The organism is Methylocystis sp. ATCC 49242 (assembly GCF_000188155.2).
In the GTDB taxonomy this organism is placed as follows: domain Bacteria; phylum Pseudomonadota; class Alphaproteobacteria; order Rhizobiales; family Beijerinckiaceae; genus Methylocystis.
Genome location: NZ_KE124774.1, coordinates 4,113,551 through 4,134,303 on the forward strand (window position 1 = coordinate 4,113,551; position 20,753 = coordinate 4,134,303).

Genomic DNA, 20,753 nt, shown 5'->3' on the forward strand with positions numbered 1-20,753 from the left:
TGTCTTAGTAGAATCGGATGTCTCCGATTCGCAAACCTTATCCGTCTGACGTCAGCGACGAAGAATGGTCGCTGGTTGCGCCTTATCTGACGCTCATGGACGAAGGCGCGCCGCAGCGTCAACATTCGCTGCGCGAGCTGTTCAACGGCCTGCGTTACGTGCTGCGCTACGGCATCGCCTGGCGCGCCATGCCCAACGATCTGCCGCCATGGTTCGCCGTGTATCAGCAATCGCAGCGCTGGCTGTCGGCGGGCGTGTTCGAGGCGCTTGCGCAGGATCTGCGCGCCCAGTTGCGCGTCGCTTCCGGGCGGGCGGCGGAGCCGACGGCGGCGATCATCGACAGCCGCACCTTGCGCTCGACCCCTGAGAGCGGCCCACGAGCGGGCTATGACGGCGCGAAGCGAAAGCGCGGCTCGAAGCTGCACATGGCAGTCGACACATTGGGCCATTTGCTGGCGTTGCATGTCACGCCGGCGAATGTCGATGACCGCGCCGAGGTCGGCAAGCTCATCGCAGCCGTGCAGGATGTGACAGGCGAAAGCGTCGAACTCGTTTATGTCGATCAGGGCTACACCGGCGAAAAGGCGTCCGAGGCCGCAAAGGCGCAGGGCGCCGAGCTTTGCGTCGTCAAACTCGCCGAGGCCAAAAAAGGCTTCGTGTTGCTGCCCAAGCGCTGGGTGGTCGAGCGTTCATTCGCCTGGGCGACGCGATGCAGGCGGCTCGTCAAAGACTACGAGCGCTATGCTCAGACCCTCGCAGGACTCCACGTCGTCGCCTTCGCATGTCTCATGCTCAAGCGCGCAGCAGATTTCATGATCCAAGGTGCATAACACCCTCTAGCTTTCGCTCTCATCCTTGATCTTTTCAAGCTTCTTGTTTTTAGGCGCTTTGGCCTCGCAGCCGGGCCCGAGGCTCTTGTTGTAGGCGAGGCGACGCGCAGGCCTTCGCCATGGGTTCTTTCGGCCGGCGCCGCCGCATTGGCTGCAATCGTGGCGACGTTGATTGGCCTCTGGCCGTCTACTATCCGGTCGCCGAGAAACGCCCCGGAAAGCGCGTTGCAGGCTCCGGCCACGAAGTTCGCGATCTTCCAAGGGACCGTCATGGCGGCGCAGCAGCGGCTTGCCGTCGCGGCGATCGGCGGAACTGTAGGCGTCGTGAATTGCCAAGCAGGAGAAACCATTGAGGCCGGGCGCTTATGCGCGACGATCTATGGGGAACCCCATCAGCGAGCGCTCGGAAGGCTCGAAGCGGCAAAAGGCAGTCTCGCCCAATATGAGCGCCTCCTGTCCTCGCGGACGCCCAGGCGCGGCGGCCGGCATTCACGATTAGCTCAGCTCCGCCGCAGGACGCTGGCCAGAGCGCGAGTAGAGCGTAACGAAATAGACCGGCTGCGCGCCATGCTCGCGGAGGAGGAGAAGAACGAAAAGCAGATCGAGATACGTGCGCCTTTCGACTCGGTTGTCGCCGCACGCTATGCGTCGGTCGGGCAAAAAGTGGCCGCTTCCGCGCCGCTTTTTCTCTTCACGAGGGAATCTCGCAACCTGGCGGCGGAGTTCGGCGCGCCGCAAGAGGCGTTGAAGCCTCTGCGCATCGGCGCCTTGGCGGAAATCCAGTCCGACTCTGATCCTGGGCGCGTTCTGAGCGGCAGAATCACGGAGATTTCTGGCCCCCCAACAGGCGGCGGCTCGGTCATTGGCCGCCTGGTTATCGAAGCGACAAAAAGCGACGGCGGCTTTGCAGCTGGGTCGAATGTCACGGCCAGAATCGAGATAAGGTCTGAGGGGCGTCCGGCGGAGGCGGGGGGCCATCCTGGTCCCGCTCCGAATTCCGAGGGGTCAGAATGACCAAGGAAAACAACGCCTAGGCCAGTGGCATGATTCAAAGCTTCGTTGAGACTTTACGCCGCGGCTCGCCCAAGCGCTGGGGAACAATTACTCGTTCGCCGATCTGAAGGCGGATGCGTCCGCCGGATTCACCGTTGCGGTGGTGAGCCTCCCCTCGCGATGACCCTCGCTATCGCTTCGGGCGTTTCGTCCGCTCGAGGATTGGTGTGGGAACAATGCGCCTTGCAGCCTGAACCGCGCGAGGTACGGGCGCGTTCTTGCGCCACTTCTGGCCTGCCGCCGCGAGGCCGCGACTTCCATCGCCACAACAAACCAAAGCCAGCGCGATGCGAATGAATAACCGTCTCGGGCGTTACGATCGCCAAGGCGTCGATAATCCGCGACGCAATCTGATAGGGCCCAGCAAGAATCAGACGATCTATAGTGCTGAACGCCAGTCGCCTCGCCGATTTCCTGCGCAAGAGGTTTAGTTGCTGATGCTGCGCGACGATCTCCACCTCCAGTGACGCTCTGGATCGCAACAGGTCGATGATCGTCCACGAGGCCAGCTTGACCACGTCGGCCATGAGACGAAGCATGCCCCAAATTTCAGAAGCATTCCAGTCAGATTGAATTTGCGGTAGGGACGACAGGGAGCAGGGAAGTCACGTCACGCGCCGCCCTTACTGCCCGATCAATCTATGCAGGCGCTCGCTCTTGCGAAGGCGCGCGGCGTGCAGAAGCATTTGCGCCGCCCAGCTGTAGACATTGTCCCGACGAATGAGCTCGCGCATCAGACGCATTCTTTCGCGCTGTTCGCCGGACGGCATTTTCAGCGCTTCCTGAATCGCTTCAGCCATTCCATGCGCGTCATAGGGATTGACGATCAGCGCCTCAGACAGCTCGCGCGACGCGCCGGCGAAGCTGGACAGGATCAGAACGCCCTGTTCATCCTCGCGCGCAGCGACAAATTCCTTCGCGACGAGATTCATGCCGTCGTGAAGGCTCGACACGATGCAGACGTCCGCGGCCCGAAACAGCGCGTAAACCTCGCCCTGTTCGTGGTGGCGAATTTCCAGCAGGATCGGCTTCCAGCCGTTCCGGCCGTGCCGCCCGTTGATCTCGTCGACCAGCCGCCGCGCCTCGGCCTGCAGGCTGCTGTAGACGGGCAGCTTGCTGCGGGTCGGCGCCGCGGCCTGGATGAAGACGAATTTTTCGAGCCATTCGGGATGAAGCGAAAGAAATGCGTCGACGGCCCTGATGCGGTCGAGAACGCCCTTGGTGTAATCGAAGCGTTCGATGCCGATCGCAATGCGCATGTCGTCGCCGAGATGAAGTCGCCGGCGAAGCTCCTTGCGGCATTCCTCAACCGGCAATTGGTTGGCGAGCGCGCTCGGCGGCCATTCGATCGATATCGGATAGGGGCGCACCATGGTTTCGTGGCCGCGCAACGTGATGGAGCCGGTCTCCCGGTCGATCCGGCTTTCCATGAAGCGGTCCACGGCGTCGATGAAATTGTTGCAGTGGAACTGCGTATGGAAGCCGAGAATCGTGCTGCCGAGAAGGCCGTCGATGATCTGTTCGCGCCAGGGACAGATGCCGAAGGTCTCGGAATTTGGCCAGGGTATGTGCCAGAAGGCGATGATCGTGGCGTTCGGCAGCCGGTCGCGGATCATGCGCGGCAGCAGCGCGAAGTGATAATCCTGCACCAGCACGATCGGGTCGTCGCATTCGGCTTCCTCGATCACCACTTCGGCGAACTTGCGGTTCACCGCGACGTAATGCGACCAGTCCTGCTCCCGAAAGTTCGGGCGCACGAAGGCGATGTGACACAAGGGCCAGAGGCCCTCATTGGCGAGGCCGTAGTAATAGCCGTCCTGCTCCTCGTCGCTCAGCCAGACGCGCCGCAGCGAGTAGGCGGGATCATTCGGGGGAACGGCGATGCGGTCGTATTCGTCCACCGTCTCCCGATCCGCCGCGCCGCTGCCATGCGCGACCCACACGCCGCCGCAGGCTCGCATGACCGGCTCCAGCGCGGCGACAAGACCGCTCGCCGGTATTTGCAGCGTCGGCTTTCCGTCCGCGTAATTGTGAATATAGGGCTCGCGGTTCGACACGATCACGACGCGCGCCTGCGGCAATTCCTCGGCGAGCAATTGTCCGAGCGTCGCCGGCGACCACTCGACGTAAATCCCTTCGGTGAATTTGCGCTCGACCCGTAGCGCCTGCAGCAGCGCGCGGAAATCGCGGCCGCCCGGCAATTCCGCCTGCAACGGCTTCAGCGCCTCCTCCGCGCGCGGGGCCAGAATGGCGCTTCGCACGGAGCGGGCCCAGCCGCGCGTCGCCATCAGCACGACGCTCGTCGCGAGCAGGCCGAGCGCCATGGTTACGCCGGTCAGGGCCAGGATCGTGTAATAACTCGCCTTGCGCGACCGCTCGTCGATGAAGGACAGGTCATGAACGACGACCAGCCGGCCGGCCGTCGGGCCGGCTCCGACAGAGACCGCGTTCACATGCGCGCGCGGGTCCGGGCGTGAATCGACGTCGAATGCGTTGGTTTTTCCCGCGCCGAAATCCCGGCAGGAAATCGATTTGGGCATCGACGCGGTCGCATGGAGCATGACGCCCGCGTCGGAGCAATAGCCGAGCGCAAGGAGACGCTCGTCCTCGACCATCTGTTCGAGATAGCGGCCGAGGTCGAGGGAGGATTCCGGCCCGCTCGCGAGCAGATGGTTGCGCACGGAGCGCGCGATGAGACGGGAGCGGATTTCGATATCCTGACGCAGCCAGCCCTCGATGACGAAGGAAGCGAGAGGAGCAAGAGAAACGATGAGAACGAAAGCGGCCGCGGTGACGAAAGCCGCCACTTTCGCCGCGGGGTTAACCGCGAGACGGCGGGCAAGCGCAGCCCTGCGCCGCGCGCCGGGAAAGACGAAACGGGTTTCGCTGACGCTGAAAGATTTGTCGCTCATCGGATGTTCTTCCCTTCGCTCGTTTCACGGCGACCCGGTCGCGCAGCAGCGATCCGCGTTCTCTGCGGAGCGCCGGACGGCGGCCGCGGCAACCACGCCTCGGCGTCCGTGAACGCAATCAGTCGGGAGATCACGAGGCGTGCGGCCGATCCGTGCGGGTCACCGGCGTGGAGCGCCGATCCGGGATCATGCGCCGAGATTCGCCGCCAGAACGTCAAGCCAGGACCTGAGCTGGGCGGGGTCGTCGAAATCCGCGTCCTCCGGCGGAAAATGCTCGCCCGCCACCTTCAACGCCACGCCGCCGAGCCTGACGGCCGCGGCGAACGCCGATTCGTCGGTGACGTCGTCGCCGATGACGAGCGGCCGGCAGCCGCGAAACGCCGGGAGCTCCGTCAGCGTTTCGATCGCGGCGCCCTTGGAGACGCGGCGGGGCAGGATCTCGTGAACCATTCGGCCCGAGCAGATCACCAGATCCCCCGGATTTTCGTTCACGATTTGCTGCAATCCGGTCTTCAGCGGCGGACCAGCCTCCGGATTGGCGCGATAATGGACCGCGACGGTCCCCGGCTTGAATTCGAGCGACACGCCCTGGAAGCGTCTGCACAGGGCGCGAACGCCCGAGACCAGTTTTCTCTGCTTGGGTCCCGCCGCGACCTCGACGCGACGGCCGCCCGGCGCGCGTATCTCGGCGCCGTGCACGCCGGCGACCGTCGGCCGGAACGGCGCGAGAAAGCGGTCGATGTCCGAAACGGGCCGTCCGGTCACGATCGCGAATGCGCCGTCCAGCGCCGCGTTCAGCCGCGCGAGCAAAAGAGGCAGATGCGTCGGAACCACGATCGCGCTCGGCGATTCCCCGATTTCAACGAGCGTGCCGTCGAAATCCAGAAACAGCGCCCAGCGCGATCTCTGGCGGGCGACGGCCTGCGCCTTTGCGGCCAGGCGCCCGGACTCGATCCCTGCGCCCGAATCGATCGTCGATGTCATCCGCGTCGCGCTCCCATGAACGGGCGCCCGGACGCGCCGACGGTTTTCGCGACGTTGCGCCAGATCATGGCGGCGCCTAGTTCCCGTCGGCGGCCGGCGCCGCCGTCGGCGTTGCGCTGGCGGGCTCGGTCTTGCCCGCGTCCGTCGCCCCCCGACGCCCCTCCTGCGCCGGGGTCGCGGGCGCGCCGCCGCCATGGGCCTTCTCCCACCGCGCGGTCGCCTCCGCGTCATGCGCATGTCTGGCGTCGGGCGCCTCGACGGACGCGTCGACGGCGACTTCTCCAGCTTTCTCGAAAACCAGCCTGACTGCGAAGCTCCCGCCGACCGGGTTCATCTTTTCCACGCCCTCGAGAGAAACATAGGGCCGGTCCGGCTCGAGCAGCACGGTCGCATGCGGCGGGATCACGATGCCATGCGGAACGACGATGCGCTTGACGTCGGCGTGCAGCACGGCGGCGCCGATCTTGTCCGATTTGACGCCGACAAGCTTGTCCTGCGCGTCGCCCGTATTGTGAACGACCATGTAGAGCGTCGCGACGTTCTCGCCCTCCCCAGGCGCGCGCAGCCAGGGATGTTCGACCTTGAGCCCGCCAACCTCATATTCCTGGGCGTGGCTCCCGGTCAGCATGACCGTGAGGAGATAGGCGCCTCCCGCGACCAGCCCCGCATGGGCCAGCATGCTTGCGCGTCGAGTCAGTGACATGGCTACGTTCCTTTTGATTTCGAGAAATGTCCGCGTTTGGCCCGCGCGGGATTTTCCTTCGCCGAAGGATTGACGCGGAGTCTTCACGGTTTTGGCGTCGGGGTCGTCCGGCGGCGTCTGCGGCCAGATTTTCATGACGCAATAGTCCTCATTCAGACTGACGCCGCCCGAGTCGCCATGACAAAAAGCACGGGATCATCTCGCTCCTCCCCGTTTCTCTTACCCGGCGGCGCCGCTGACGGCCTGTCGTCGCGCCAGATTCCTCAAATGCGGCGGCCGGACATGCGGCGACCGCGGAAACATGGCAGCTAGATCGTGACACGATATAAACTATATCGCCTCACGATGTAATGCAAGCGGAACGCAGGCGGCTCCTGAGAGGCGGGGAATTGACCGGGGCCGACGGCGACCGCATGATGCCGACGACGAGAACGGCCGCCGGGCGAAAAATTTGGAGGTTGGGTGACCATTTTGGCAATTGGGCGCGAACCGGATGCGGACGACGCCTCATCGGCCCCGAGCAGGGAGGAGCTGGAGGCGCTGGCCAATTTTCGTCGCGCCCTGAGAAGGTTTCTGGCGTTCAGCGAGGCCGCCGCCGCCGATCTCGGCCTGACGATGCAGTGGTATCAGGCGCTGCTGGTGATCAAGACATACGAGGGCGGGAATCACATCAGCGTCGGCGAACTCGCGGATCAGTTGATGATACGCGATCACAGCGCCGCCGAACTCGTCTCGCGGCTGGTTCAGGCGAAGCTCGTGCGGCGAAAGACCGACGCTCTCGACCGGCGGCGCTCGTTGATCGTGATGACGGCGGCGGGAAACCGCCGCCTCGATCATCTGGCGGCGGTTCACCTGCAAAAACTGCGGGAAAACAAGGAAGCCTTCCTCAAGCTGTTCGAAGGCGAATGATCGCGCCGGCGCGTTGATCCCGGACGGCAGGTTCGGGAGGTTCGGCGAACTTCCCGAAGATGGCCTTCGCCGGCTTGTCCAGACTCGGAGAGCCGCCGGTTCCCGAACCTCAGGTAAAAATCTATTCGTCGTGCTCCACTTCGTTTCCATGACGGCCAAACCCAAAGCAGCCGGTCAGCGGAGACGAGCCGAGGCTGACCAGGCCGTTGCCGGCGCAGGACGGTCACCTGATACCGCAACGCGATGAGCTCAAGCTCCAATGAGGTGCGGCTGCGAACACGGAACAAGAGCAGGGAAAGGAGGGCGGAAAGAATTGTGATCATGCCCGCGACGCTACGGCGGCGGCAGGAAATTCTCCCGTCTCGCCTTGCGGCCTGTAGCGGACTTGCGGTCGTCACGCTTCGCCCTCCCGGCATTTTTGCGAGAGTGAGGAACAGCCAGGACGACGCGTCGGATAACGCGACTTTCGGGCAAAGGCTTCCGCCGGGAAAAGCTCAAGCTCATGGCCGCCCGAATTCGCTTGATCGTCAAGCCGGCAGATCACACAATAGTGATAAGAGGAAGCGTTTTTGACGCGTCTGCGAGTGGAAAGTGCGCCGACGCGTGACCGCCCCGAGAACGAGAGGCACGAATGGGGCTGAATGACTCCGTGCGCTACGCGATGATCCATAAAGATCCTGCGTCGTTCGCGGTCCGACCCAATCTCGCCGATTACGACGCAGCGCGCGCGCAATTTGGCTGGGCGACGGCGCGCGCAAAATTGACGGGCCTTCCCAATGCTGGCGGGTTGAACATCGCCTTCGAAGCCGTCGATCGCCATGCAGGCGGCGACAGGAAAGACAAAATAGCAATAAGATGGATTGGCAAGACAGGCGAACGTCGAAACTATTCATACGCCGATCTTGCGCAATCGACGAACAGCTTCGCCAACGCCCTGCGGTCGCTGGGCGCCAGACCGGGAGACGCGGTCTTCGTTCTGCTCGGGCGCATTCCTGAACTCTACATCGCCATTCTCGGCGCGCTGAAGGCCAAATGCGTCGTTTCGCCGTTGTTCTCGGCCTTCGGGCCGGAGCCGATCGCCACGCGCATGGAGATCGGCGACGCGCGCGTCCTCGTCACCACGCAGGCGCTCTACCGGCGCAAGATCGAAGCCTTGCGCCCGCGCTTGCCGAAGCTTGAACACGTCATTCTCGTCGACGCCGAGACGGGTGGCGAGGGCGCGCTCTCCTGGCGCGACCTGATGAGCGAGGCGTCGACCGTTTTCGATATACCCCCCACCGATCCCGAAGACGTTGCGCTCCTGCATTTCACCAGCGGGACGACCGGGCGGCCGAAAGGCGTCCTGCATGTTCATGACGCCGTGGTGACGCATTACGCGACCGGGTTTTTCGCGCTCGATCTGCACGAGGACGATCGCTTCTGGTGTACGGCGGACCCGGGATGGGTGACGGGCATGAGTTATGGCGTCATTGCGCCGCTCGTGCACGGCGTAACGAATATCGTCGTCGAGGCCGAATTCGACGCGCAAGGCTGGTATGGCGTCCTTGCCGAAGAAAAGGTCACCGTCTGGTATACGGCTCCGACCGCCATCCGCATGATGATGAAAGCGGGCGAGGAGGCGCTTCGAGGATTCGACCTCTCGGCTTTGCGCTTCGCGGCCAGCGTCGGCGAGCCGCTCAATCCGGAAGCCGTGGTCTGGGGCGTGCAGGCCCTGGGGCTGCCCTTTCATGACAATTGGTGGCAGACGGAAACGGGCGGCATCATGATCGGAAATTTCGCAGCCATGGACATCAAGCCCGGCTCCATGGGGCGTGCGCTGCCGGGCGTCGAGGCGCGCATCGCTTTACGAAAAGCGGGGGGGAGCGTTGAGATTGTCGATACACCCGAGTGGGAGGGCGAGCTCGCGCTCAGGCGCGGCTGGCCCTCGATGATGCGCGGCTATCTGCACGAGGACGAACGCTACCGCAAATGTTTCGTGGGCGAATGGTATCTGACTGGCGATCTCGCCCGCATCGACGCGGACGGCTATTTCTGGTTCGTCGGCCGCGCCGACGACGTGATCAAATCGTCGGGCCATTTGATCGGGCCATTCGAAGTCGAAAGCGTCCTGATGGAGCATGCAGCCGTGGCCGAAGCCGCCGTCATCGGCAAGCCGGACGCGGTCGCGGGCGAGATCGTCAAGGCTTTCGTCGCTTTGAAGCAGGGCTTCATGGAGGACGAAGCCTTGCGCAAGGAGTTGCTGGGACATGCGCGCAAGCGCCTGGGCGCGGCGGTAGCGCCAAAGGAGATCGAGTTTCGCGTCAATCTGCCGAAGACGCGCAGCGGCAAGATCATGCGACGCCTTCTGAAAGCGCGCGAACTGGGCCTGCCGGAGGGCGACCTGTCGACCCTGGAAAGCGACGAGCGATGACGCAGAAGGTTCATCTCGACCATGCGCATCTCTTGCGTCTGCTGACGGGGATGATCCGCATCCGCCGTTTCGAGGCGAAATGCGTGGAGCTCTATCAGGCGCAGAAGATCCTGGGGTTCCTGCATCTCTACGACGGCGAGGAGGCGGTGTCGGTCGGCGTCATGGAGGCGCTGACCGCGGACGATTCCGTTATCGCGACCTATCGCGAACATGGTCAGGCGCTCGCCCGCGGCGTCGACGCCGGCTGCCTGATCGCGGAGATGATGGGCAAGCTCAACGGATGCTGCCGCGGACGCGGCGGCTCGATGCATTTTTTCGACCGGGCGCATCGCTTCTACGGCGGCAACGCCATCGTTGGCGGCGGATTGCCGCTGGCGCTGGGCGTCGCGCTCTCCGATAAATTGTCGAAGCGGACGGCGATCACGGCCTGCTTCTTCGGTGAAGGCGCCGTGGACGAGGGAGAATTCCACGAGACGCTCAATCTGGCGAAGCTCTGGCGGCTGCCCATCCTGTTCATTTGCGAGAATAATCTTTATTCGATGGGCACGGCGGTCGAGCGCGCGGAGGCGGACACGGACTTCGTGCACAAGGCCAGCGGCTACAGGATCGAGGGCGAAAGGGTCGACGGCATGGACGTCGTCGCCGTCGAAAGCGCGGCGCGGCGGGCCGTGGAAAGAGTCCGCGCCGGGAGCGATCCCTATTTTCTGGAATGCAGAACTTACCGCTTTCGGGCGCATTCGATGTTCGACGCGCAACTCTATCGCTCGAAGGAAGAAGTGGAGGCCTGGCGAAAGAAAGGCCCGATCGTTCGCTTTCAGGAGTGGCTCGAAAGCAATCATTTGATCAGGCCGGAAGAGGTCCATGCGATCGAGACGAAAGTCGAGGCCGAGATCTCCGCCGCGGTCGCCTTCGCCGAAGCGGGCGCGCTCGAGTCCGTCGCGGAGGTGGAGCGTTTCGTGACAATAACGGAGATTCCTTCTTGACCGAGTCTCCTCCCCTCGCGATCACTTATCGCGAAGCCTGCAAACAAGCGCTGCGGCAGGCGCTTCTGGAAGATCCCCGCGTCTTTCTCATGGGCGAGGACATCGGCCGTTACGGCGGCTGCTATGCGGTGACGAAAGGGCTTCTCGAAGAATTTGGCGACGAGCGGATCAGGGATGCGCCGCTTTCGGAAAGCGCCTTCGTCGGCGCCGGGATCGGCGCGGCGATGACCGGGATGCGGCCGATCGTCGAGATCATGACGGTCAATTTCAGCCTTCTGGCGCTGGATCAGATTGTCAACAACGCCGTCACGATCCCCTATATGTCCGGCGGGCAATTCGCCATTCCGCTCGTGATCCGCATGGCGACGGGCGGCGGGCGGCGGGTCGCCGCGCAGCATTCGCACAGTTTGGAGGGATGGTATGCGCATATTCCCGGATTGCGCGTGCTGACCCCGGCGACGATTGATGATGCGCGCTACATGCTCCTCGCCGCGCTCGCAGAGCCCAATCCGACGCTCATTTTCGAGCACGTCATGCTTTACAATATGGAAGGCGTTTTGACGCCCGGCGTGACGTCCGTCGACATCGACCATGCCGCAATCCGCCGCCCGGGCCGGGACGTCACTCTCATCACTTACGGCGGCGGCCTGTTCAAGACGCTCGACGCCGCCGAGACGCTGGCGAAGGAGGGCATCGAAGCCGAAGTGCTCGATCTCCGCACGCTGCGCCCGCTCGATACAGACGCGATTTTGGCGTCGGTCGGCAAGACGAGGCGCTGCGTCATTATCGACGAAGCCTGGCGTAGCGGCTCTATTTCTGCGGAAATCGGCATGCGCATCGTCGAAGGGGCCTTCTTCGAACTGGATGCGCCGCTCAGGCGTGTGTGCGGGCGCGAAGTTCCCATGCCCTACGCCGCGCATCTCGAAGACGCCTGCCTGCCGCAGAGAGACGCCATCGCCGCCGCTGCGCGCGACCTCGTGCGGCCGACATGAGCGACTTCAAAATGCCCGCCCTCGGCGCCGACATGGAGGCCGGCACGCTCGTCGAATGGCATGTGAAGCAGGGCGATCGCGTGAAGTCGGGCGACGTGATCGCCGTCGTCGAGACGCAAAAGGGCGCGATCGAAGTCGAAGTCTTCGTGGAGGGCGTTGTTTCGAACATACTGGTTCCCGTCGGCGCGCGCGTTCCGGTCGGAACGATCCTCGCCCGGATCGACGGACCGGCGGGTGAGGCCGCGCAGCCCGCCGCCGCAGCCGCGCGACCGCCGGCGTTGCAAGTCGCGGCGGCGCCGATTCCTGTCGCGACACCAGTGATCGCGCCGGACGCGCGTCTGAAGATCACGCCTGTCGCCCGCCGTCGCGCGGCCGCGCTGAACATCGACATGGCGGAGCTTCGCGGCACGGGGGTCGATGGGGCGATCCAGCTTGCGGATGTGGAGGCGGCGGCGCGCGCCGCTCCAGCCGGAGCGCCGTCGATCAGGCGCGGCGTCGATCTGTCGGAAATGCGCAAGGCCATCGCCGCCGCGATGAGCCGCTCGAAGCGCGAAATCCCGCACTATTATCTTAGCGAAACGGTCGATCTTCACGCCGCTTTGTCCTGGCTCGAGGATTTCAATCGCGACCGGGAGCCGCTCGCGCGCATCTTGCCGGCCGTGCTTTTCTTGAAGGCCGCCGCCCTCGCGCTGCACGCGCAGCCGAAACTGAACGGGTTTTTTGAGAACGGCGCCTTCGTCCCCGCCAGCGAGATTCACATCGGCTGGGCAGTGGCGCTCCGCGGCGGCGGACTGGTGGCGCCGGCGATGAGGGACACGGACAAAAAATCGCTCGCCGAACTCATGTCGTCGATGCGCGATCTGGTCGAACGCGTAAGGCGCGGTGGACTGCGGGCGTCGGAGCTTGCGTCTCCCACAATGACCGTGACGAGCGTCGGCGATCGCGGCGCGGAGACGGTGACAGGTATTATCTACCCGCCCCAGGTGGCGATCGTCGGCTTTGGGCGCGTCGTCACGCGCCCCTTCGTCGTCGATGGGAGGATCGCGCCTCGTCCCCTCGTGATGGTGAGCCTCGCAGCCGATCATCGCGTGACAGACGGCCATCTTGGCGGACTCTATCTCGCCGAGGTCGCGCGCCTTTTGCAGGAGCCCGAAAAATTGTGACCAATGACGAAATAAGATCGCTCCTTCTCCAGCTGATCTGCGACATCGCGCCGGAAGCGGATCCGTCATCGGTCGCCAACGACGCGGACATTCGCGAGGCCTTCGACCTCGACTCCATGGATTTCGCCAATCTGGTGGCTGCGATACACAAGCGAACAGGGGTGAATATTCCGGAGCTCGACTACCGGAAGCTTTTCACGCTCAGCGGCGCCGTCGCCTATCTCGAGCAGGCGCTCGGCCGGTCCGCTGGAGAAGACGGGTAAGTCCGGTTCGCGGAGGGCAGGGCCATATCCGTGACGATCGAGATTGACGGAACCACGACGCGCATCGGTCGCGCAGACGCGTTCGCCTCGGTCGATGTTTTTCACACGTCGCATGCGTATCGGGAGGGGCTCGGCGCGCTGGTCGACGCAATGAGAAGGGGTGCGGGCGGAAGGCCGCGCGGCGTCGCAGAGGGAGCGCCGGGCGTTCTCTCGCGAGACAAGCGCCGGATCGTCAATACGCCCAATCCCCCCGACTGTAACGGCGCCGCCTGGCTGGGATACGGGCGGATGGTCGCGGCGGGAGCGGGACAGGAGACGCTGTCGGCTACCCAACATTATACCTGCGCGCTAACGACCGCCGGCGGCGTCAAATGCTGGGGCCTCAACGATTCCGGCCAGCTCGGCGACGGCACGACGACGACCCGGCTCACCCCCGTGAATGTGTCGGGACTGATCAGCGTCGTCGTCGCCGTGTCGTCGGGCGGGAGGCACACTTGTGCCCTGACGAGCACCGGTGGCTTCAAATGTTGGGGCGGTAACCGGCAAGGCCTTGAGTCAGAAAAAGACCCCCGGCGCCCCCAAGAGTCGGCCATAAAGGCCTTTGGTATTGGATTTCGTGACAGGGAGGTGGTTTTTACGGGTCGCCCAGCGTCCTTATGTCGACGCTCACCTCGAGGTTCTGCCCGCCGGCGCTGATGATGACGCCGTCGATCGGCGAGACGTCAGCGTAATCACGGCCGATGGCGACGACGATGTGATCGTCGCCGACAGCCATCGCGTTCGTTGGGTCGAGATGTATCCAGCCGAACGCCTCGCCGCACCAGATGGCGACCCAGGCATGCGACGCGTCTGCGCCTTGGAGGCGCGGCTGTCCCGGGGCGGGGATGGTCCGGATATAGCCACTGACATAGGCCGCCGGCAGGCCGATTCCGCGCAGCCCTGCAATCATGATATGCGCGAAATCCTGGCAAACGCCGCCGCGATTTTCGAACGCTCGCGCAAGCGGCGTCGCGACATGGGTCGCGTCGGGATCATAGGCGAAATCCTGTTTTATGCGACGCATCAGTTCTTGCGCGCCTTCGAGAACAGGACGATCCGCCGGGAAGCTTTCGCGCGCATAATCCGTGACCGGCGCATGGAGCGGCGCGAGGCGGCTCGGATACAGCCAGTGCACGGGAGACGCGGGATCCAATGATTGATTGGAGCATGCGGCGCGCCGCGTCGCCTCCCATGACGGAGTCAGCGCTGGCGCGGGGCTCTCGGGGCGCATCACCTCGACACGAGCGGTGAGCGCGACGCGCAATCTTGCATGCGGTTGCTGGATCGACGCTTCGATGGTGGGATTGCCGAAGAAATCGACGCGCTCGCGCCTGTCCTGGGGTTTCGGAGAGAGGCTGATGTCGCATTGTATCAGCTTTTGGCCGATGCTGGCGCGCGGCGTCAGCCTGATCGCGCAACGCGTCGAGGCGACGCTCGTTTCGTAAGTGTAAGTGGTAATGTGGATGATGTCGTAGATCACGCGAACCTTGATCTTTTGTCTGCGGGCGCGTTGTCGCCGCCGCGCGAGAAATAGCGATCTGCAATGACGTCGGCGAGCGCCATTACGCGCTGTTCGATGACCAGAATACGCGCGGCGTCGAGCCTCCTTGCATCCTCGGCTTCGAGTTCCGCGCGCAGCGCGATGGCGAGCCGGCGCTGCGGCTCCATCATGCCGTCGTCTAGCAAGGCGGGCAGGGCCGCGAGATGCTCATCGATGCGACGCGCCTGAAAACCGACGGAGTGTGGGTTGAACGGATCGAGCATCGCCATGTCGAGCGTGGGAGCGAGCGCGGCGCCGGCGAGGTAGCGCGAGCGATACGAGATCTGCGAGTCGATCAGTTCGAGCAGCGCGTCGAGCGTGTCCATGGTCGGATCGGCGTCGGCGAAATGGCGGGCAAAGCGGCTGGTGTTGATCGCGCGTTCGATCCGCTTTCCGAGATCGAGAAAGGCCCAGCCGGCGACGCGATTGAAATTCTCGACCATCAAGCCGGAGAGGGCCGCGAGCGTATGCAAGGAGCGTTCGGCGCTTTCCAGAATTTCCGCCTCCAACGGAGTCTTGGACGCAAGACGTTGCAGGCGCAATTCCAGCCGGCCGATCAATTGCCAGACGTCCTGCGACAGTCGCTCCCGAATTATCGAGGCGGCGCGCTTCGCCTGCAGGACGACGGCGAGCGCGGAGCCATGGGAGCCAGCGTCGCTCGAAGCGGCGAACGCAATCGCTGCGCCGGGATGTCGCAAGCCGGTCGGAGCTGCGACGCCGCAAGCAATGAGCAGGCGTTCGCAGCGTTCGATCGGTTGGCGTCCCTCTATCGCGGTCGACTGTGGATCAGTGAGGCGGTTGCACAGACAGCGCACGACGCGCAGCGTCGCCTCGGCGCGCTCGAGATAGCGTCCCATCCAGAAAAGATTGTCCGCGGCTCGGCTCGGCAGATTTCCCGGGATGCGCACGACGCGCGTTTCGCCTCGTGCGGGCAGCAGAGTAGCGCTCTCCGCGGGCTTCTCGCCGATCACCCACACATCGGCCGATTGCGCGCCAGCGCCCATGGAGACGGCGCGGGCGTCCCGCCGATCCGAGACGCGGCAGAAACCGCCGGGCATGACCGTCCAGCCGTCCGGAGTCGCGGCGGCGAAGACGCGCAACGCGAAGGGGCGCGGCGTTAGGCCGCCGGCGCAGTATGCAGGCGTCGTCGAAAGTTGGACGATCTCCTGCCCGACATAATCTATGCCTCGTTCATTGATCGCGCGGATCAGGGCGGCGCGTCGGGCGGGTTCGAGTTCCGCGCCTAATGCGACGCGCGCGCCTCCAAGGCCGTCCATTGTATCGCTGAACGCGGCCGCGATGGCGCGATCGTCGATGGCGCGCAGGATTTCCGCGCGCTCCGCTTCCTGACCGCACCACCACGTTGCGATGTTGGATAGCCGCAGGTCTTCTCCAAGCAGCCGCCTCGAAAGCCCGGGCAGGAAGCTCATCAGCGCCCGCGACTCGACGAGGCCGGCGCCCGGCATGTTGGCCAACGCGACGGCGCCCTGCCGTAACGTGTCGAACAGGCCGGGCACGCCCAATCGGGAAGCGGCGTTGGCTTCGAGCGGATCGCACCAATCGGCGTCGACGCGTCGCCAAACCGCATCGGCCCGCTTCAGGCCGGCGACGGTGCGCACATGCAGCTTGCCCTCGGTCGTGACGAGATCCTCACCCTCGACAAGCAGGAATCCGAGATAACGCGCGAGATAGACTTGCTCCGAGTAGGTCTCGCTCCATGAACCCGGCGTCATGAGGCAGATGCGTGGATCGGGCCGCGCGGCGGCGGCGACGAGTCCGGCGCGGAAGTCGCGGAAAAAGCCGGCGAGGCGCCGCACATTCATCTCGCGATAGAGGCTCGGGAAGGCGCGTGCGAGGACCAGACGGTTTTCCAGCGCGTAGCCTGCGCCCGACGGCGCCTGGGCGCGATCGCCGAGCACCCACCACTTGCCGTCCGGCCCGCGGCCGATTTCGGCGGCGTAAAAGCGCAGCCAGCGGCCGCCGAGAGGTTCGACCCCGCGCATGGGGCGGACGAACTCCAGAGAGCCCGCCACGGCGGCGGCGGGCAGGGCGCCTTCGGTCACGAGGCGTCCGGGGCCGTAGATGTCGCGCAGGATCAAGTCGAGCAATTCAGCGCGCTGCGCGATCCCCGCTTCAATCTCGCGCCATTCCGCCTCGGTCAGCAGCAGCGGCATACGGCCCAGGGGCCAGAGCCGCTCGCGCGCCTCGCCATGGACGCGATAGGTGACGCCCATGTCGTTGATGCGCCGCGCGGCGGCCGCAAAGCGTTGGTCGACGCCATCGTCGCCAAGCTGCGCCAGCGTGTCGAGCAGGGTCGACCAATGCGGACGCGGTCGACCATCCGGCCCGATCATCTCGTCGGGGACGCCGGGGATCGGCCGATAATCATCGATCCACGCGCCGAGCCGCCGCGCTTCGTCGCATGCCTTTGTCATGGCCTCCGGTTCAGCGGGCAAGACTCCTCCGCAAATCCAGCGTCAGCGGGAATTCGCCCGCCGGCTCCTCGCGCGGCGGCTCCACGCGGCCGGGAGTATGGCCGTGATCCTGGAAGCGCGCCAGCCGCCGGGACTCGGCTTCGTGAAAATTGACCGGGAACGTATCGTAACTGCGTCCGCCCGGATGGGCGCTGTGATAGACGCAGCCGCCGAGCGAGCGATTGCTCCAACTGTCCACGACGTCGAAGATCAGAGGCGTATGCACCGGGATGGTCGGGTGCATCCCCGAGGAGGGCTGCCAGGCCTTGAAGCGAACGCCCGCCACCGCCTCGCCGCTGACGCCCGTACTTGTCAACGGGACGCGACGCCCTTTGCAGGCGACGACATGGCGGTTGGCGACATAACCCTTCGCCTTCACCTCCAGCCGCTCGACAGAAGAGTCGACATAGCGCACGGTCCCGCCGGCGGATCCCTCTTCTCCCAGCACATGCCAGGGCTCCAGCGCGTGGCGGATTTCGAGCCGCACGCCGCCATGTTCGACGGCGCCGGCGAGCGGAAAACGGAACTCCCACTGCGCCTGAAACCATTCGGCCTCGAACGGGTATCCCGCGCGTTTGAGATCCTCGAGCACGCCGAGGAAATCCGCCCAGACGAAATGCGGCAGCATGAACTTGTCGTGCAGCGCGGTGCCCCAGCGCACGCAGGCGCCTTCTTGTGGCTCGCGCCAGAACCACGCGACGAGCGCGCGCAATAATAGCTGCTGCGCGAGACTCATGCGCGCGTCCGGCGGCATTTCGAAGGCGCGCAACTCGACGAGGCCGAGGCGTCCCGTCGGACCGTCCGGCGAATAGAGCTTGTCGATGCAGATTTCCGAGCGATGCGTATTGCCCGAAACGTCGACCAGCAGATTGCGGTAGAGGCGATCGACGAGCCAAAGCGGAAAATCCGTCGCGTCGGGCGCGGGCGTGTTGGCGAGCGCGATTTCGAGTTCATAGAGCGCGTCGTGACGCGCTTCGTCGATGCGAGGCGATTGGCTTGTCGGCCCGATGAACAGGCCCGAGAAGAGATAGGAAAGGGACGGGCGACGCTGCCAGTACAGGATGAGGCTCTTGAGCAGATCGGGGCGACGCAGGAATGGCGAGTCGGCGGGCGTCACCCCCCCGAGCACGACGTGATTGCCGCCGCCGGAGCCGACGCAACGGCCGTCCGTCATGAATTTGCTCGTGGTGAGACGCGCCAGTCGCGCTTCCTCGTAAAGCGTTGTCGTCGTCTCCAACGCTTCGCGCCAGGAGGCGGCGGGATGGATGTTGACCTCGATCACACCGGGGTCAGGCGTCACCTTGATGACGTCGATGCGTGGATCGGGGGGCGGGGGATAACCCTCGATGTTGAGCTTCAGCCCCAGATCTTTTGCGGTAGCCTCCACAGCGGCGAGAAGCTCCAGATAATCCTCGAGCTTCTCCACTGGCGGCATGAATACGCAGATGGCGCCCTCGCGGGGTTCGATCGCGAGCGCTGTCCGCACGGCGCCCGCCACCGCAACCTGCTCGCTGACGTCCTGCCCGCCCGAGGCGATCTCGGAGCTGTAGACATGCTGAAGATGCGATGGGTCGGGCAGCGTCTCGCGCGGCGCGAATGTGTCTTGCGGGAAGAAGAAGGGAAGATCCTTCGCTGGCGCCCAAGGCAGGGATTTCAACGGCAGGCGCAGGCCGATAGGGGAATCTCCGGGCGCCAGAAACAGCTTTCCGCGCCGCAACGGCCAGCGCTCGGACCTCCAGCGGCGGCCCATCGCGGCGGCGTTCCAGCGCTGAACCGGCAACACGAAGCCCGAGGGCGTCGAGAGCCCGCGCTCGAAGGCGCGGATCATGCGCGCGCGCTCTTCAGGATCGTCGATCTTGGGATCGGCCGGATCGACATTGATGGGAAGCGCGGCTTCCGCGCCTATCCAATGGACCGGGTCTTCAAAGGCCGGGATCACATAGGAGGAGTCCACACCCAACCGGGCCGCGAGCGACGCGGCGAAGTTTTCCGCCGCATGCGGCGTCGCTTCGCCCGCCGCCTTCATGCCGGCGATGAGCGCATTGTCGCCCCATATCGGCTTGCCGTCCTTGCGCCAATAAAGCGCGAAGGCCCAGCGCGGCAGGCTCTCGCCCGGATACCATTTACCCTGTCCGTAATGCAGGAAGCCGCCGGGTCCGAAACGTTCGCGCAGCCGGCGAATGAGATCGTCGGCGCGTGCGCGCTTTGTCGGTCCCACGGCGGCTGTGTTCCATTCGGCGGACTCGAAGTCGTCGATGGAGACGAAGGTCGGCTCGCCGCCCATGGTGAGGCGCACGTCCTGCGCGGCAAGATCATTGTCCACCGCCTCGCCGAGGCGATCGAGCCGCGCCCATGCCTCGTCCGCGAACGGCGCCGTGAAGCGTGGCGCCTCGCGGATGCGCTCGACGCGCATCTCGAAATTGAAATCGCATTCCGCCGGTTCTACCTGGCCTGAGACCGGCGCGCAGGAGCGATAATGCGGCGCACCGCACAAAGGCAAGTGGCCTTCGCCGCAGAAGAGGCCTGACGTCGCGTCGAGACCGACCCAGCCGGCACCGGGAATATAGACCTCGGTCCATGCGTGAAGATCGGTGAAGTCGTGATCCGTCCCCTTCGGTCCTTCGATCGGATCCACGTCGGCCTTGAGCTGGATGAGATAGCCGGAGACGAAGCGCGCGGCGAGGCCCAGCCGGCGCAGGATTTGCACGAACAGCCACGCAGAGTCGCGGCAGGAGCCGGAACGCAGCGTCAGCGTTTCGTCTGGCGCCTGCACACCCGCCTCCATGCGGATGACGTAACGAATCTCCTGCTGCAGACGCGCATTGAGATCGACGAGGAAATCAATCGTTCGTCGCTTGTCGAGCGAAATTGTGCGCAGGTAATCTTCAAGGGGCGCGCCTGCGGGTTCGATTTCGAGATAGGCCGAAAGTTCGAGGGCGAGATCCGGCTTGTAAGCGAAGGGGAATTCCTCCGCATAGGGCTCGACGAAGAAATCGAAAGGATTGTAGACGGCCATCTCCGCGAGAAGATCGACCTCGACGCGAAATTCGCGCGCCTTTTCCGGGAACACCAGCCGCGCCAGCCAATTGCCGTGAGGATCCTGTTGCCAGTTGATGAAATGCTCGGCGGGCGCGATCGTCAGTGAGTAGCTCGGAATGCGGGTTCGACAATGCGGCGCAGGCCGCAGTCTGATGATCTGCGGGCCAAGTGAAACCGGCCGGTCATATTTGTAATGCGTGACATGATGAAGCGCGACTTGAATTGACACCGTAGGAACCGCCTTCTTCGCTCGGCGACGCATTGCGCCACGATGCGGAATTTAGCGGCGTCCTAAGCCATCGAGTCAATCGTATTGGCAATAACGCCGTGGTTTTGCTGGTAATTGCTTCAATCTGATCGCGGTGTGGGCAGGTTTTGCACAAGATTGTCGCAGACCTCCGTGACCGCTGCTCTCGATCACGATGGCTCGATGATCCGGGCGTCCCGACCTCACCCATA

Annotated in this window: 16 protein-coding genes; 9 read left to right on the top strand and 7 right to left on the bottom strand. The window is 64.4% G+C overall.

What is annotated here, in order from left to right; genetic code table 11:
- The first annotated feature begins 17 nt into the window (after nucleotides 1–17).
- Together MET49242_RS22140 and MET49242_RS22145 are read left to right on the top strand one after the other, a co-directional pair.
- On the top strand, nucleotides 18–830 hold the full coding sequence (locus MET49242_RS22140) for an IS5 family transposase (protein WP_036279258.1): 813 nt from the start codon (nucleotides 18–20) through the stop codon (nucleotides 828–830).
- Nucleotides 831–1,100: 270 nt separating this feature from the next.
- Nucleotides 1,101–1,844 carry an efflux RND transporter periplasmic adaptor subunit gene (locus MET49242_RS22145; protein ID WP_144259763.1) on the top strand — a complete coding sequence of 248 codons (744 nt, stop codon included), beginning with the start codon at nucleotides 1,101–1,103 and terminating at the stop codon, nucleotides 1,842–1,844.
- A 128-nt stretch (nucleotides 1,845–1,972) separates the two neighbouring features.
- Here the strand turns inward: MET49242_RS22145 and MET49242_RS22150 are convergent, their stop codons facing one another.
- The 4 genes from MET49242_RS22150 to MET49242_RS22165 form a co-directional block, all read right to left on the bottom strand.
- Nucleotides 1,973–2,410 carry a hypothetical protein gene (locus MET49242_RS22150; protein ID WP_144259764.1) on the bottom strand — a complete coding sequence of 146 codons (438 nt, stop codon included), beginning with the start codon at nucleotides 2,408–2,410 and terminating at the stop codon, nucleotides 1,973–1,975.
- Nucleotides 2,411–2,506: 96 nt separating this feature from the next.
- On the bottom strand, nucleotides 2,507–4,795 hold the full coding sequence (locus MET49242_RS22155) for a trehalose-6-phosphate synthase (protein ID WP_084679275.1): 2,289 nt from the start codon (nucleotides 4,793–4,795) through the stop codon (nucleotides 2,507–2,509).
- A 186-nt stretch (nucleotides 4,796–4,981) separates the two neighbouring features.
- On the bottom strand, nucleotides 4,982–5,779 hold the full coding sequence (gene otsB / locus MET49242_RS22160; RefSeq protein ID WP_051134413.1) for a trehalose-phosphatase: 798 nt from the start codon (nucleotides 5,777–5,779) through the stop codon (nucleotides 4,982–4,984).
- 76 nt (nucleotides 5,780–5,855) lie between these two features.
- Nucleotides 5,856–6,482, bottom strand: a complete 627-nt coding sequence (locus tag MET49242_RS22165; RefSeq protein WP_158497353.1) for a copper chaperone PCu(A)C — start codon at nucleotides 6,480–6,482, stop codon at nucleotides 5,856–5,858.
- Between the two features lie 462 nt (nucleotides 6,483–6,944).
- Between MET49242_RS22165 and MET49242_RS22170 the strand changes: the two genes are divergently transcribed.
- The 7 genes from MET49242_RS22170 (at nucleotide 6,945) to MET49242_RS24565 (ending at nucleotide 13,898) form a co-directional block, all read left to right on the top strand.
- Entirely contained in the window at nucleotides 6,945–7,391 is a 447-nt protein-coding gene (locus MET49242_RS22170; RefSeq protein WP_244430876.1) for a MarR family winged helix-turn-helix transcriptional regulator, read from the top strand.
- Between the two features lie 631 nt (nucleotides 7,392–8,022).
- The gene (acsA, locus tag MET49242_RS22175; RefSeq protein ID WP_036286142.1) at nucleotides 8,023–9,801 is read left to right on the top strand and encodes an acetate--CoA ligase; all 1,779 of its coding nucleotides are present in this window, start codon (nucleotides 8,023–8,025) and stop codon (nucleotides 9,799–9,801) included.
- Entirely contained in the window at nucleotides 9,798–10,784 is a 987-nt protein-coding gene (gene pdhA / locus MET49242_RS25815; protein WP_036286144.1) for a pyruvate dehydrogenase (acetyl-transferring) E1 component subunit alpha, read from the top strand. The genes acsA and pdhA overlap by 4 nt, the downstream gene beginning before the upstream one ends.
- A complete protein-coding gene (locus MET49242_RS22185) occupies nucleotides 10,781–11,776 on the top strand; it encodes an alpha-ketoacid dehydrogenase subunit beta (protein WP_036286146.1) in 996 nt (331 codons plus the stop codon). The genes pdhA and MET49242_RS22185 overlap by 4 nt, the downstream gene beginning before the upstream one ends.
- Nucleotides 11,773–12,939, top strand: a complete 1,167-nt coding sequence (locus tag MET49242_RS22190) for a dihydrolipoamide acetyltransferase family protein (RefSeq protein WP_036286148.1) — start codon at nucleotides 11,773–11,775, stop codon at nucleotides 12,937–12,939. Before MET49242_RS22185 ends, MET49242_RS22190 begins: the two co-directional genes overlap by 4 nt.
- A complete protein-coding gene (locus tag MET49242_RS22195; RefSeq protein ID WP_036286150.1) occupies nucleotides 12,936–13,202 on the top strand; it encodes an acyl carrier protein in 267 nt (88 codons plus the stop codon). Before MET49242_RS22190 ends, MET49242_RS22195 begins: the two co-directional genes overlap by 4 nt.
- 288 nt (nucleotides 13,203–13,490) lie before the next feature.
- Nucleotides 13,491–13,898, top strand: a complete 408-nt coding sequence (locus tag MET49242_RS24565; RefSeq protein WP_244452958.1) for a hypothetical protein — start codon at nucleotides 13,491–13,493, stop codon at nucleotides 13,896–13,898.
- Here MET49242_RS24565 and MET49242_RS22200 read toward each other — a convergent pair.
- From MET49242_RS22200 to MET49242_RS22210, 3 genes are read right to left on the bottom strand one after another with little or no spacing between them, the layout of a single operon-like run.
- Entirely contained in the window at nucleotides 13,837–14,721 is an 885-nt protein-coding gene (locus tag MET49242_RS22200) for a transglutaminase family protein (protein ID WP_036286154.1), read from the bottom strand. The two genes, MET49242_RS24565 and MET49242_RS22200, sit on opposite strands and share 62 nt — an antisense overlap.
- On the bottom strand, nucleotides 14,718–17,216 hold the full coding sequence (locus MET49242_RS22205) for a circularly permuted type 2 ATP-grasp protein (protein WP_036286155.1): 2,499 nt from the start codon (nucleotides 17,214–17,216) through the stop codon (nucleotides 14,718–14,720). Before MET49242_RS22205 ends, MET49242_RS22200 begins: the two co-directional genes overlap by 4 nt.
- A 10-nt stretch (nucleotides 17,217–17,226) precedes the next feature.
- Nucleotides 17,227–20,523 carry a DUF2126 domain-containing protein gene (locus MET49242_RS22210; protein WP_036289226.1) on the bottom strand — a complete coding sequence of 1,099 codons (3,297 nt, stop codon included), beginning with the start codon at nucleotides 20,521–20,523 and terminating at the stop codon, nucleotides 17,227–17,229.
- Nucleotides 20,524–20,753: the final 230 nt, after the last annotated feature.

Bases quoted from the DNA above. Each gene is read 5' to 3' on its own strand.
- MET49242_RS22140 (WP_036279258.1), top strand. From the start codon at position 18: ATGTCTCCGATTCGCAAACCTTATCCGTCTGACGTCAGCGACGAAGAA.
- MET49242_RS22145 (WP_144259763.1), top strand. From the start codon at position 1,101: ATGGCGGCGCAGCAGCGGCTTGCCGTCGCGGCGATCGGCGGAACTGTA.
- MET49242_RS22150 (WP_144259764.1), bottom strand. From the start codon at position 2,410: ATGGCCGACGTGGTCAAGCTGGCCTCGTGGACGATCATCGACCTGTTG.
- MET49242_RS22155 (WP_084679275.1), bottom strand. From the start codon at position 4,795: ATGAGCGACAAATCTTTCAGCGTCAGCGAAACCCGTTTCGTCTTTCCC.
- otsB (WP_051134413.1), bottom strand. From the start codon at position 5,779: ATGACATCGACGATCGATTCGGGCGCAGGGATCGAGTCCGGGCGCCTG.
- MET49242_RS22165 (WP_158497353.1), bottom strand. From the start codon at position 6,482: ATGTCACTGACTCGACGCGCAAGCATGCTGGCCCATGCGGGGCTGGTC.
- acsA (WP_036286142.1), top strand. From the start codon at position 8,023: ATGGGGCTGAATGACTCCGTGCGCTACGCGATGATCCATAAAGATCCT.
- pdhA (WP_036286144.1), top strand. From the start codon at position 9,798: ATGACGCAGAAGGTTCATCTCGACCATGCGCATCTCTTGCGTCTGCTG.
- MET49242_RS22190 (WP_036286148.1), top strand. From the start codon at position 11,773: ATGAGCGACTTCAAAATGCCCGCCCTCGGCGCCGACATGGAGGCCGGC.
- MET49242_RS24565 (WP_244452958.1), top strand. From the start codon at position 13,491: ATGGTCGCGGCGGGAGCGGGACAGGAGACGCTGTCGGCTACCCAACAT.
- MET49242_RS22205 (WP_036286155.1), bottom strand. From the start codon at position 17,216: ATGACAAAGGCATGCGACGAAGCGCGGCGGCTCGGCGCGTGGATCGAT.